Source organism: Saccharothrix stipae, from assembly GCF_054781895.1.
The window spans coordinates 607,715-619,780 of sequence record NZ_BAAGTN010000008.1; the positions used below are offsets into that span (position 1 = coordinate 607,715).

A 12,066-nucleotide genomic window follows, 5' to 3' on the forward strand; every position below is an offset into this window, starting at 1 on the left:
GTCGGGTGTGTCCTACGTTCAGGAACCCCGAGTTCAACGTTCAGGACGGTCAGGTGACGGCTTGGGTGGCGCCCGGGCGGACGGGCAGGCCGGCGGCGGCGTAGGCGCGGAAGCCGCCGACCAGGTCCGTCGCGTTGGGCAGGCCCACGCGCCGCAGGTCGCGGGCGGCCAGGCTGGAGGCGTACCCCTCGTTGCACAGCACGACGACGGTGGTGTCGGCGGTGAAGCCGGGGATGCGGTGCTCGCCGTCCGGGTCCAGCCGCCACTCCAGGACGATGCGCTCCACCGGGATCGAGCCGGGGATCTCACCCTCCTCCGCCCGGTTGTGGTGCGGCCGGATGTCGACCAGCAGCACGTCCGACAGCCCCGCCAACTCGTGCGGCGAGACGCGCGTCAGCTCCCGTCGCGCTTCCTCCAGCAACTCCTCGGCACTCACGGGCCCTCCTGATCGGCCAGAACGCGCAGCCGCGCCAACGGCAGCCGCTTCGCGGGCAACGGCGGGATCTCGTGCGGGATGTCCGCCAGGCTCGGGTACTCGCGGGTCGGCACCAGCGGCGGCGAGTAGGCGTGCACGCTCGCCGCACCCGCGGCGCCCTGGTTCACCACCCGGTGCGCACGCCCGGCGCCGAAGCCCAGAGCGCTGCCCACGGGTCGCAGCGCGCTGCGGATCGGCCCACCGGGGTAACGGTAGTCCTCCGCCAACTCGCCGGTGAGCACGGTGAACGAGCCCGCCGCGCCGCCGTGGTCGTGCGGCTCGGTGCCCTGACCGGGCAGCCAGCTCAGCAACCACAGCTCGACGCCCTCGGTCAGCCCGAGCCGGGCCCACCAGCGGCGGTCGGCGTCGTACTCCAGGACGTCCAGCAACGGGGTGGTCAGCTCGGCGGCGACGGTGGCGGTCAGCTCACGCAGCTCGCGCGGCGTCCACAGGTCGCGTTCCGGGTGGATGAGGTCGTGCAGGAACGGCACGTCCAGCTTCGGGTGCAGGTCGGCGCGCGCGATCGTCGCGGTCACGGTGGGTCGCTCCTGATGGCTACGGGTCGGGCGGGGTAGCGATCAAGACGCGACGCGGCGTCAATCCGAGGAGCGGGACCGGCCGCGTCGCGTCCGGCTACACCCGCACGACGCCACCAGCAGGAGGTCGATCGTGCGGTCGCGCCAGGTCAGCAACGGGCGGGCCACACCGTGATCGTGCCACGGATCCGCGACCCGCGCGCAGCCTCTCACCAGGCAGGATTGCATCGGTAGCCGACGCAACCGGCACCGGTCAGTTGGGCACCCGGAGCAGCAGCAGCGACCGGCCCTCCAGCACGACGGTCGTGCCCGCGGCCAGGCTCTCCGCGATCGCGGGCGTGCCGTCGGCGGCGGTGGAGTCGAGCACCGGCTCGTACCGGCCGCCGTACTCGGGCCCCGGCAGGGTCACCTCGACCGGGTCCGCCCCGGCGTGCACGAGCAGCAGCCACGAGTCGTCGGACACCAGCTCGCCGTCACGGGAGCGGGACAGGCTGTTCGACCCGTCGATCCACATGCCCAGGAACCGGCGGCCCTCGTCGAACCAGTCGGTCTCGGCCATCTCCTCGCCGTCAGGTCGGAACCACACCAGGTCCGGCGCGCCGGACGAGGTGGTGCGGCCGTCGAAGAACTGCGGCTGCCGCAACGCGGGCGACGCGGCGCGCAACGCGATCACCCGGCGGGCGAACGCCAGCATCGACTCGCCCTCGCCGCCGGGCTCCCAGCTCACCCAGGACGTCTCGTCGTCCAGGCAGTACGCGTTGTTGTTGCCGCCCTGCGTGCGCCACTGCTCGTCACCTGCGGTCAGCATCGGCGTGCCGGTGGACAGCATCAGCGTGGCGAACAGGTTGCGCGCCTGCCGGGCGCGCAGCGCGAGCACCGACGCGTCGTCCGTCTCGCCCTCCACGCCGCAGTTCCACGACCGGTTGTCGTTGGTGCCGTCGCGGTTGTCCTCGCCGTTGGCCAGGTTGTGCTTGTCGTTGTACGACACCAGGTCGCGCAGCGTGAACCCGTCGTGCGCGGTGATGAAGTTGACCGACTGCCACGGCCGGCGCAGGTCGTCGGCGTACAGGTCGGACGACCCCGACAGCCGGTAGGCCAGGTCGCGCACGCTGGTCATCCCGCGCCAGTAGTCCCGCACGGTGTCGCGGTACCGGCCGTTCCACTCGGCCCACTGCACGCCGAAGTCGCCGACCCGGTAGCCGTCGCCGGTGGCGTCCCACGGCTCCGCGATCAGCTTGCACCGCGACAGCACCGGGTCCTGCGTGATCGCGGTCAGCATCGCCGACGCCCGGTCGAACCGGCCGCCGCCCGGCCGGCCCAGCGTGGAGGCCAGGTCGAACCGGAACCCGTCCACGCCCATCTCGGTGGCCCAGTACCGCAGCGAGTCGGTCACCAGCCGGACGAACTGCGGCGACCCGGCCTCGGTGGTGTTGCCGCAGCCGGTGATGTCGAGCGTGCCGCCGCCCTCGATGTGCAGGTAGTAGCCGGGCGCGTCGAAGCCCCGGTAGGACAGCGTCGGACCCTCCGGACCGCCCTCGCACGTGTGGTTGAAGACCACGTCGATGATCACCTCGATGCCCACGGCGTGCAGCGCGGACACCATCGTGCGGAACTCCTCCACCTCCCGGCCCGCCTCGCTGGCGTAGGCCGGGTGCGGCGCGAAGTAGCTCAGCGGGGAGTAGCCCCAGTAGTTGTGCCTGCCGCCGCGGATCAACGACGGCTCGTCGACGAACGCGTGCACCGGCAGCAACTCCACCGACGTCACGCCGAGCCGCACCAGGTGCTCCACCACGGCCGGGTGCGCCAGCCCCAGGTACGTGCCGCGCTGGTGCTCGGGCACGGCCGGGTGCCGCTTGGTGAAGCCGCGCACGTGCAGCTCGTAGATCACCGCTTCCTCGAACGGCACCTCGGGCTTCACCCCGGTGTCCGGCCCGCCCGGTGAGGTGACCACGGACAGCGGCACGCTGCCCAGCGAGTCGACCGGCGACGGGCCGCCGAGCATCGGGTCGTCCACGTAACCGAGCGCCGCTTCCAGGCTCGTGATCCCGCCGGTGATCCTCGTCGCATAAGGGTCGACCAACAGCTTCGCCGGGTTGCACCGCAGCCCGCGCGAGGGGTCGTAGGGGCCGTGCACGCGGTAGCCGTAGCGCTGGCCGGGCGTGACGCCGGAGATCAACCCGTGCCACACGCCGAACGTGCGCTCGGTCAGCTCGACCCGCTCCTCCGTGCCGTCTTCGCTGATCAGGCACACTTCCACGGCGTGCGCGGGCGGTGCCGAGACGGCGAAGCGCACACCTCCGGCCTCGGGATGCGCCCCGAGGGGGAACGGTCGGCCCGCGAGCAGGATCGAGTCGGCAGCCATACCCGGGATCTTTCCAGCACGGACCGACCGCGTGGGATCGCCGCGCCCCCGGCACGGCGGCCCGGCGGGCACGAGCGCGCCGCGTGACCGCGAGTCCCGGCCACCCCGTGACTGCGAGGTTCGCCCACCGCGCCATACCTCCCCCCACCGGACCGCGGGCGGAGGGGGGTGAAGAACAATGGCGACGGCGGCGCATCGACGGGGCGAGGGCAGGCGTGGAAAACGAAGATCTGGTCATCCACATGCAGGGTGTTTCGGTTCGACGCGGCAAGACCACGCTGGTCGGGGACGTCGACTGGAGCGTGGAGCTGGACGAGCGCTGGGTCGTGCTCGGTCCGAACGGCGCGGGCAAGACCACGCTGCTGAGGCTGGCCGGCGCGGAGCTGCACCCGACCAAGGGCAAGGTGCACCTGCTCGGCGAGCGGATCGGCAAGACCGACATGGCCGAGCTGCGGCCCCGGATCGGGCTGTCCTCGTCCGCGTTGAACGGCCGGATCCCGCCCGACGAGAAGGTGGTCGACCTGGTGGTCAGCGCCGGGTACGCGGTGCTGGGCCGGTGGCGCGAGGAGTACGACAAGCTGGACACCGGCCGCGCCAAGGAGCTGCTGGCCACGATGGGCATCGAGCACCTGGCCGACCGCACCTACGGGACGTTGTCCGAGGGCGAGCGCAAGCGCACCCTGATCGCCCGCGCGTTGATGACCGACCCCGAGATGCTCCTGCTGGACGAGCCCGCGGCCGGCCTGGACCTGGGTGGCCGCGAGGACCTGGTGGCCCGGCTGTCCGAGCTGGCGCTCGACCCCGACGCGCCGGCGACGGTGCTGGTCACGCACCACGTGGAGGAGATCCCGCCCGGTTTCACGCACGCGCTGCTGCTGCGTGACGGCGGCATCGTGGCGCAGGGCCTGCTGGACGACGTGCTGACCGAGGAGAACCTGTCGAAGACGTTCGACCAGCCGCTGGAGCTCCAGCGGTCGGGTGACCGGTACTTCGCCCGCCGCAAAACTACCCAGGGGTAACCTGCGAGGCGCACCGACGGAGGTCGAGGAGGACCGCGTGGCTGAGTTCGTGAGGCTCGAAGTCGAGGACGGGATCGGCACCATCCGGCTGGACCGCCCGCCGATGAACGCGCTCAACCGGCAGGTCCAGGAGGAGATCCGGTCCGCCGCGCTGGAGGCGACCGACCGGGCCGACGTCTACTCGGTGATCGTGTACGGCGGCCCGAAGGTGTTCGCGGCGGGCGCGGACATCAAGGAGATGGCCGAGCTGTCCTACGCCGAGATGGCGGCCCGCGCGGCCGCGTTCACCTCGGCGTTGCGCTCGGTGGAGGAGATCCCGAAGCCGACGGTGGCCGCCATCACCGGGTACGCCCTGGGTGGCGGGTTCGAGCTGGCGCTGTGCGCGGACCGGCGGATCGCGGGCGACAACGCCAAGGTCGGCCAGCCGGAGATCCTGCTCGGCGTCATCCCCGGCATGGGCGGCACGCAGCGCCTGCCGCGGCTGATCGGGCCGTCGCGGGCCAAGGACCTGATCTACACCGGCCGGTTCGTCGGCGCCGAGGAGGCGTTGCGCATCGGCATGGTGGACGAGGTGGTGGCCCCGGACGACGTCTACGCCGCGGCACGCCGGTGGGCAGGCCAGTTCGTGCACGGCCCGGTGCGCGCGTACGCCGCCGCGAAGGCCGCGATCGACGGCGGGCTGGACACCGACCTGGGCAGCGGGCTGAAGTTGGAGAGCCAGCTGTTCGCCGCGATGTTCGCCACCGAGGACCAGAAGACCGGCATGGCGTCGTTCGTCGAGAACGGCCCGGGGAAGGCGAAGTTCAGTGGCCGTTGATCCCAAGCCCAACCCGCACGCCTCCGTCGAGGAGATCGAGGCGGCGTACTCCGACCCCAAGCTCGCGAACGTGCTCTACCACGACTGGGAAGCGGACACGTACGACGAGAAGTGGTCGATCTCGTACGACGAGCGCTGCATCACCTACGCCAAGGACCGCTTCCGCGCGGTCGCGGGTGACGTCGGTCCCTACGAGCACGCGCTGGAGCTGGGCAGCGGCACCGGGTTCTTCCTGCTCAACCTGATGCAGGGCGACGTGATCCGGCGCGGCTCGGTGACCGACCTGTCGCCGGGCATGGTCGAGGTGGCGCTGCGCAACGCCGAGCGGCTGGAGCTGCCGGTCGACGGCCGGGTGGCCGACGCCGAGCGCATCCCGTACGACGACGACACGTTCGACCTGGTGGTGGGGCACGCGGTGCTGCACCACATCCCGGACGTGCCCGCCGCGATGCGCGAGGTGCTGCGGGTGCTCAAGCCGGGCGGGAAGTTCGTGTTCGCGGGCGACCCGACGAACGTGGGCAACTTCTACGCCCGCAAGCTCGGGCAGCTCACCTGGTGGCTGACCACCAACGTGACCAAGCTCGGTCCGCTGAACGACTGGCGCCGGCCGCAGGAGGAGCTGGACTCCTCGTCCCGGGCGGCGGCGCTGGAAGCGGTGGTGGACCTGCACACGTTCGACCCGTCGGACCTGGAGCGGACGGCGCGCGGCGCGGGCGCGGTCGGCGTGCGCGCGGTGACCGAGGAGCTGTCGGCGGCGTTGTTCGGCTGGCCGGTGCGCACGTTCGAGGCCGCCGTGCCGCGCGAGAAGCTGGGCTTCGGGTGGGCGGTGTTCGCCTACAAGACCTGGCAGCGGCTGTCCTGGGTGGACGAGAACGTGCTCGCCAAGGTGCTGCCGCGGGAGGTCTTCTACAACGTCTCCGTGACGGGCCGCAAGCCGGTCTAGTGGCCTACGCGTTCAGCCTCGACGACGTGGCGTACCTGCGTTCCGACGCCGGGTCCGCCGCGTTGTCGGCGTTGGCGGACCTGCCGTTGACGCCCGCGTCGCGGCTGTCCGACGTGCGGCTGGCCAAGCAGGTCTCGCCGACCCGCTTCGCCGCCGTGCTGGAGACGTTGTTGTTGCGGCGCAAGGCGGCCAAACTCGCCTTCGCCGACGGGCTGTTCACCTCCGACGCCTTGCAGCAGGCCACCGCGCACGTGGTGGCCGTGCACCGGGCGCGGCGGTTCGGCGGGCCCGCGCACGACGTGACGTGCTCGATCGGCGCGGACCTCGCGGCGCTGCCCGAGGGCTCGATCGGCTCGGACCTGGACCCGGTGCGGCTGGCCATGGCGCGGCACAACCTGGGTGCCGCGGTGCCGCTGGCGCGGGCGGACGCGTTGCGGCCGGTGTCGCGCGGCACGGCGGTGCTGGCCGACCCGGCCCGGCGTGACGCGACCGGTCGGCGCACGTGGCGCCCGGCCGACTTCGCGCCGCCGTTGGACGAGCTGGCGTCGGCCTACGCGGCGCGGGACATGGCGGTGAAGTGCGCGCCGGGCGTGGACTTCGCGGTCGCGCCGTGGGCGGACGAGGTCGAGCTGGTGTCGTTGGACGGGCAGGTGCGCGAGGCGTGCCTGTGGACGCGCGGCCTGGCCACGCCCGGTGTGTCGCGGCGGGCGACCGTGCTGCGGTCGGACGGTCCGGAGTGGACGATCACCTCCGCCGAGCCGGACGACTGCCCCGTGCGTCCGCCCGGCGAGTGGCTGGTCGACCCGGACGGCGCGGTGGTGCGCGCGGGGCTGGTGCGGCACTACGCGGCCCGGCACGGGCTGGCGCAGCTGGACGAGCGGATCGCCTACCTGACCGGCCCCGTCCCGCCGTCGGGCGTACGGGCGTTCCGCGTGGTGGAGCACGGGCACTACAGTGAGAAGACCTTGCGGTCCGTGCTGCGGGCGCACGACGTCGGTCGGCTGGAGATCCTCGTGCGCGGGCTGGACGTGGACCCGAACGCGTTGCGGCCGAGGCTGAAGCTGTCCGGGTCCGGCGAGGCGACCGTGGCGTTGACCCGCATCGGCCGCCGTCCCGTGTACCTGCTCGCGCACGCCGAGCGCACCTAGCCCGCCAGGCCTGCCAGCCGCTCGAAGAGGAACGCGCGCAGGCCGTCGAGGTCGGCGTCCATCGTGATGTCGAGCGTCGTCGGCGCGCGCACCTCCAGCCGCTGGTCCACCACGAGCGCACCCCGGCCCGGGCCGAACGAGCAGTCGACGTCCACCGGGTACGGGGTCGGGGTGAGGATGCCCGGCCGGACCGCCTCGGCCACCGCGACCGCGTCGTGCACCGCCATGCCGTCCCAGCCGAGGAACTTCCGGTAGGTCTCCAGGTAGGAGGGCGTGAGGCCGACCAGCGTGGCCGCGACCGGGGACGTCTTCGCCAGCGCGTCCAGCCACTCGGCGCTGACCGCGCAGCGGCGGGTCAGGTCCATCGGGACCAGCGTCGTGGGCACGTCCTCCTCGACCAGCACGCGACGGGCGGCCTCGGGGTCGCTCCAGACGTTGAACTCGGCGGTGGCGGTGACGTTGCCGCCACTCACGCCGCCGCCCATGACGACGAGCCTGCCGATCTTCGGCTTGAGGCCGGGGTGCGCGGCCAGCAGCAGCGCGATGTTGGTGAGCGGGCCGATGGGCACGATCGTGACCGGCCGGTCGGCCTGCTCCAGGAGTTCGCGCATGAGCGTGACGGCGTCCCGCGGGTCCACGTCCCGCGTCGGCTCGGGCAGCGTGTGGGCGAAGCCGGACAGACCGTCGGAACCGTGCGCGCTGGACAGGTGCGGGTGGGGATGCACCAACGGCCGGGCCGCGCCGACCCCGACCGGCACGTCGTCCCGACCGAGCAGGGTGAGCAGGCGCAGCGCGTTGCGCGTGGTGTTCTCCAACGACACGTTGCCGAAGACGGTCGTCACCCCGATCAGGTCGACCTCGGGGCTGGCGGCGGCGAGGGCGATGGCGAACGCGTCGTCCACCCCGGGGTCGGTGTCGATGATCAAAGGAGTCGTCACGGCACCACTGTGACATGGCCCCGCCCACCGCCCGCGGAGCAGCGGCAATTCAATACAGTGCTTCTCGTGACGAGCATGTGGGGTGCACCGGTGTGGACGAGGTGGCGCAGGTCGCGGCGCGATCCGGCGCAGGCCAAGTTCCTCACCCTGGCGTCGCTGCGCTGGGTGTTGCGGCACCGGGCGTACACGCCCTGGTACCTGGTGCGGTACTGGCGGCTGCTCAAGTTCCGCATCGCGAACCCGCACGTGGTGCTGCGCGGCATGGTGTTCCTGGGCAAGAAGGTCGACCTGCACTGCCGCCCCGGCTACGGCCGGCTGGAGATCGGCCGTTGGGTGCACATCGGCGACGGCAACGCCATCCGTTGCCACGAGGGGTCGCTGCGGATCGGCGACAAGGCCGTGTTCGGCAAGGACAACACGGTGAACTGCTACCTCGACCTGGAGATCGGCGCGGCCACGCTGGTCGCCGACTGGGTCTACATCTGCGACTTCGACCACGTGACCGCGGACATCACCCTGCCGATCAAGGACCAGGGCATCGTGAAGTCGCCGGTGCGCATCGGGCCCGACTGCTGGCTGGGCACGAAGGTCACCGTCACGCGCGGCACGCGGATCGGGCGCGGGTGCGTGATCGGGGCGCACGCCGTGGTGCGCGGCGACGTGCCGGACTTCAAGATCGCCGTCGGCATCCCGGCGCGGGTCGTCAAGGACCGCCGTGCGGACTACGAGGCCGACGCCGTGCGCCGCGCCGCCGTCGCCGACATGGCCCGCAAGGCGCAGGAAGCCCTGGAGCAGTCCCGCAACGGTTCCTAGACGGGTTGCAGCTCCTCGCCCGCCTTGCGGTCGTACTCCTCCTGCGCGGTGCGGATGTCGTCGATGTGGGTCTCCGACCACACCCTGATCGCGTCCATCAGGCCGCCGACGTTGTCGCCCAGCGGGGTGAGGCTGTACTCGACGCGCGGTGGCACGCTCGGGTAGACGGCGCGGTGCACGAGGCCGGCGCGTTCCAGGTCCCGCAGGGTCTGGGTGAGCATCTTCTGGGTGATCCCGTCGAGGCGGCGGCGGAGCTCGCCGAAGCGCATGGTGCCGGGCCGCAGGGCGCCGATCACCAGGCACACCCACTTGTTGGTCAGCAGGTCGAGCACCGCTCGTGACGCGCAAGTGCGGAGGTAGGCGTCCGCGCCGCCGTAGGCCCGCAGGTCAGGGACGGTATGCATGGGGTACCTAATTACCATTCAGGTGCCTTCTTCACAAGAGGTACCACCGCCGGTGATCCTTTGACCATGACGAACGAGATGCGAGCCGTGACGGTCGAAGCCTTCGGGGAGCCCGAGGTCATGGTGGTCGGGCAGGTCGCACGGCCGGAGCCGGCGATGGACGAGATCCTGGTGGAGGTGCGCGCGATCGGCGTGAACCCGGCCGACTGGAAGGTGCGGCGCCACGGCTACTGGCTGACCGCGCCGTGGGTGCCGGGCTGGGACGTCTCCGGCGTGGTGGCGTCGGTGCCCGCCGGGGAGAACCGGTTCGCGGTCGGCGACGAGGTGTTCGGGATGCCCCATTTCCCGCGCCCGGCCGGTGCGTACGCCGAGTACGTCGCCGCGCCGGCCAGGCACTTCGCTCGCAAGCCCGCGAGCCTCGACCACGTGCACGCGGCGGCCCTGCCGCTGGCCGTGCTGACCGCGTGGCAGGCCCTCACCGAGGCCGCCCGGGTCGGGGCGGGCGACCGGGTGCTGATCCACGCCGCCGCCGGCGGTGTCGGGCACCTGGCCGTGCAGCTGGCGAAGTCGCTGGGCGCGCACGTCATCGGCACCGCCCGGGCGGGCAAGCACGACCTGCTGCGCGAGCTGGGCGCGGACGAGCTGCTGGACTACACGACGCAGGACTTCGGCGAACTCCGGGACGTCGACGTGGTGGTCGACCTGGTCGGCGGCGACGACTACGAGCGGCGCTCGATGCGGGTCCTCAAGCCCGGCGGGCTGTACGTCGGCGTGCCCGCTCCGGGCGCGCTGCCCGAGCTCAAGGCCGCGGCCGAAGCACTGGGCGTCCGTGCCGCCACCGTGTTCGTGGCCCCGGACCACGCCGTCCTGGAGCACGTGGCGGGGCTGGTCGAGCGCGGCGAGCTGGAGGTCCTCGTCGCCGAGACGTTCCCGCTGGAGGACGCGGCCAAGGCGCACGAGGTGGGCGAGGCCAACCGGACCACCGGCAAGCTGGTCCTCACCGTGTGAGCCCGCTCACCGGCGGAGACCTCGGACGACGAGATCCACCGTGGCGACGAGGAAGTCGTCGTCGACCGGACGGCCGGTCACCAGCAGGTGGAAGTAGGGCGGGCCGAGCACGGCCTCGATCACGTGCTCCGGGTCGACGGGCGCGATCTCGCCCCGCTCGACGGCACGGCGGACCACCTCCGCGTCCACGGCGAGGCGTTCGGCCCAGAAGGTGCGGCTCGTGGTGGCCACCGCGTCGTCGTGCGGTGACAGTGCGACGGCCACGCGGACCATCGCCTGCACCTCCGCCGTGGTCAGGTTGGCGATCGCGGCCCGGACCAGGGCGAGCAGGTCTTCGCGCAGGTCTCCGGTGTCCGGGATGGGCACCTTGGCGGTCGCGCGGGCGCGGATCGCGTCGAGGAGCAGCGCCTCCCGCGTGCCCCAGCGGCGGTAGAGGGTCGTCTTGTTGACGCCCGCACGTCGGGCCACGCCTTCCAGGCTCAGGTTGTGGTAGCCGGCCGATACCAGCTCGGCGAGGCCGGCTTCCAGCACGGCGGCGCGGACCTGCGCGCTGCGACCACCGGGACGACGGCGTGGCTCGGGCACGCGGGAACCTTAACGCAACTCTTGGTTGCGCGAAGCACGATCTGTCCGGAGACTAAAAGCAACGCCACGTGGCGTTTAGTTGTCTTCAGATGGGGGATCGCCATGACCGGAGATCACAGCAGGAGGACCGTGCTGGGCGGGATGCTCGGCGCGGGACTGGTCGCCGCGGCGCCCGGCTTGGCCGCCGCCGACGACCGGGGGACACGTGGCCGGTACGCGGGCAAGGTCGTGCAGATCACCGGCGCGACGTCGGGCATCGGTGCCGCCACCGCCCGCGCGTTCGCCGCGGCGGGGGCGAAGGTGGCGTTCTGCGGCAGGCGGACCGCGCTGGGGCACGAGGTGGAGCGGTCCATCCGCGCGTCCGGCGGTGACGCGACGTACATCGCCGCCGACGTGCGGGTGCCGTCGTCGGTGCAGCACTTCGTGGACGGCGCCGTGCGGCGGTACGGGCGGGTGGACATCGCCTTCAACAACGCGGGCGTGCAGGTCAACGCCGACCTGGACAAGGTCACCGTCGAGCAGTGGGACGACGTGGTGAACACGAACGCGCGTGGCGTCTTCCTGGCGATGAAGCACCAGGTTCCGCACATGCGGGCGGCCGGTGGCGGGCACATCATCGTGAACTCGTCCATCGGCGCGATCGTCGGCAGGCCGGGTCTGTCCACCTACCAGGCGAGCAAGCAGGCCGTGCGCGCGCTCGTGCAGTCGGCGGCGCTGGAGTACGGCGTGCACGGCATCAGGGTCAACGCCATCATGCCGGGCATCACCGACACCCCGATGATCCGCCCGCCCGGCTTCGACGACGTCACCTGGGACCAGGTCAAGGCCGCGTTGGGCCAACTCAACGTGGACGGCCTCAAGAGGATCGCGTCACCGGACGACATCGCCCGCGCGGTCCTCGCGATGGCCTCGGCGGACCTGGCCTACCTGACCGGCGCGGCCGTTCCGGTGGACGGCGGCATCGTCGCGGGCCGCCGGATGCTCCTGCCCGAACCGCCGTCGTGACACCGAGCCGCAC

General features: G+C 72.2%; 13 protein-coding genes. 7 read left to right on the forward strand and 6 right to left on the reverse strand.

Annotated elements, in window-relative coordinates; translation table 11 throughout:
* Window positions 1-49: 49 nt before the first annotated feature.
* The 3 genes from ACYVLT_RS19590 to glgX form a co-directional block, all read right to left on the reverse strand.
* On the reverse strand, window positions 50-436 hold the full coding sequence (locus ACYVLT_RS19590; RefSeq protein WP_461121632.1) for a rhodanese-like domain-containing protein: 387 nt from the start codon (window positions 434-436) through the stop codon (window positions 50-52).
* Window positions 433-1,011: a cysteine dioxygenase gene (locus ACYVLT_RS19595; protein ID WP_461121633.1), complete on the reverse strand. Its 579-nt coding sequence runs from the start codon at window positions 1,009-1,011 to the stop codon at window positions 433-435. The genes ACYVLT_RS19590 and ACYVLT_RS19595 overlap by 4 nt, the downstream gene beginning before the upstream one ends.
* Window positions 1,012-1,264: 253 nt before the next feature.
* Window positions 1,265-3,373, reverse strand: coding sequence for a glycogen debranching protein GlgX (gene glgX, locus ACYVLT_RS19600; protein ID WP_461121634.1), 2,109 nt, complete (start codon window positions 3,371-3,373; stop codon window positions 1,265-1,267).
* 242 nt (window positions 3,374-3,615) lie between these two features.
* On the opposite strand from glgX, the gene ACYVLT_RS19605 reads away from it, so the two are divergent.
* From ACYVLT_RS19605 to ACYVLT_RS19620, 4 genes are read left to right on the forward strand one after another with little or no spacing between them, the layout of a single operon-like run.
* Window positions 3,616-4,392 carry an ABC transporter ATP-binding protein gene (locus tag ACYVLT_RS19605; RefSeq protein WP_360447591.1) on the forward strand — a complete coding sequence of 259 codons (777 nt, stop codon included), beginning with the start codon at window positions 3,616-3,618 and terminating at the stop codon, window positions 4,390-4,392.
* 37 nt (window positions 4,393-4,429) lie between these two features.
* Window positions 4,430-5,209: an enoyl-CoA hydratase/isomerase family protein gene (locus ACYVLT_RS19610; protein ID WP_461121635.1), complete on the forward strand. Its 780-nt coding sequence runs from the start codon at window positions 4,430-4,432 to the stop codon at window positions 5,207-5,209.
* A complete protein-coding gene (locus ACYVLT_RS19615; protein WP_461121636.1) occupies window positions 5,199-6,152 on the forward strand; it encodes a class I SAM-dependent methyltransferase in 954 nt (317 codons plus the stop codon). Before ACYVLT_RS19610 ends, ACYVLT_RS19615 begins: the two co-directional genes overlap by 11 nt.
* Complete coding sequence (locus ACYVLT_RS19620) at window positions 6,152-7,300, forward strand: THUMP-like domain-containing protein (protein ID WP_461121637.1); 1,149 nt, start codon at window positions 6,152-6,154, stop codon at window positions 7,298-7,300. The genes ACYVLT_RS19615 and ACYVLT_RS19620 overlap by 1 nt, the downstream gene beginning before the upstream one ends.
* Here the strand turns inward: ACYVLT_RS19620 and ACYVLT_RS19625 are convergent.
* On the reverse strand, window positions 7,297-8,238 hold the full coding sequence (locus ACYVLT_RS19625) for a nucleoside hydrolase (protein WP_461121638.1): 942 nt from the start codon (window positions 8,236-8,238) through the stop codon (window positions 7,297-7,299). The genes ACYVLT_RS19620 and ACYVLT_RS19625 overlap by 4 nt on opposite strands.
* A gap of 66 nt (window positions 8,239-8,304) precedes the next feature.
* Between ACYVLT_RS19625 and ACYVLT_RS19630 the strand changes: the two genes are divergently transcribed.
* On the forward strand, window positions 8,305-9,051 hold the full coding sequence (locus ACYVLT_RS19630) for an acyltransferase (protein ID WP_461121639.1): 747 nt from the start codon (window positions 8,305-8,307) through the stop codon (window positions 9,049-9,051).
* Here the strand turns inward: ACYVLT_RS19630 and ACYVLT_RS19635 are convergent.
* Complete coding sequence (locus tag ACYVLT_RS19635) at window positions 9,048-9,455, reverse strand: winged helix-turn-helix transcriptional regulator (protein ID WP_461121640.1); 408 nt, start codon at window positions 9,453-9,455, stop codon at window positions 9,048-9,050. The two genes, ACYVLT_RS19630 and ACYVLT_RS19635, sit on opposite strands and share 4 nt — an antisense overlap.
* A gap of 66 nt (window positions 9,456-9,521) precedes the next feature.
* On the opposite strand from ACYVLT_RS19635, the gene ACYVLT_RS19640 reads away from it, so the two are divergent.
* Window positions 9,522-10,463 carry an NADP-dependent oxidoreductase gene (locus ACYVLT_RS19640; protein WP_461121641.1) on the forward strand — a complete coding sequence of 314 codons (942 nt, stop codon included), beginning with the start codon at window positions 9,522-9,524 and terminating at the stop codon, window positions 10,461-10,463.
* Between the two features lie 6 nt (window positions 10,464-10,469).
* On the opposite strand, the gene ACYVLT_RS19645 is transcribed toward ACYVLT_RS19640, so the two are convergent.
* On the reverse strand, window positions 10,470-11,048 hold the full coding sequence (locus ACYVLT_RS19645; RefSeq protein WP_461121642.1) for a TetR/AcrR family transcriptional regulator: 579 nt from the start codon (window positions 11,046-11,048) through the stop codon (window positions 10,470-10,472).
* A gap of 102 nt (window positions 11,049-11,150) precedes the next feature.
* On the opposite strand from ACYVLT_RS19645, the gene ACYVLT_RS19650 reads away from it, so the two are divergent.
* Window positions 11,151-12,053: an SDR family NAD(P)-dependent oxidoreductase gene (locus ACYVLT_RS19650; protein ID WP_461121643.1), complete on the forward strand. Its 903-nt coding sequence runs from the start codon at window positions 11,151-11,153 to the stop codon at window positions 12,051-12,053.
* Window positions 12,054-12,066 lie beyond the last annotated feature (13 nt).

What these genes read in the sequence shown, in the direction of transcription:
- glgX (WP_461121634.1), bottom strand. Translation starts at nt 3,373, where the DNA reads ATGGCTGCCGACTCGATCCTGCTCGCGGGCCGACCGTTCCCCCTCGGG.
- ACYVLT_RS19605 (WP_360447591.1), top strand. Translation starts at nt 3,616, where the DNA reads ATGCAGGGTGTTTCGGTTCGACGCGGCAAGACCACGCTGGTCGGGGAC.
- ACYVLT_RS19635 (WP_461121640.1), bottom strand. Translation starts at nt 9,455, where the DNA reads ATGCATACCGTCCCTGACCTGCGGGCCTACGGCGGCGCGGACGCCTAC.
- ACYVLT_RS19640 (WP_461121641.1), top strand. Translation starts at nt 9,522, where the DNA reads ATGACGAACGAGATGCGAGCCGTGACGGTCGAAGCCTTCGGGGAGCCC.
- ACYVLT_RS19650 (WP_461121643.1), top strand. Translation starts at nt 11,151, where the DNA reads ATGACCGGAGATCACAGCAGGAGGACCGTGCTGGGCGGGATGCTCGGC.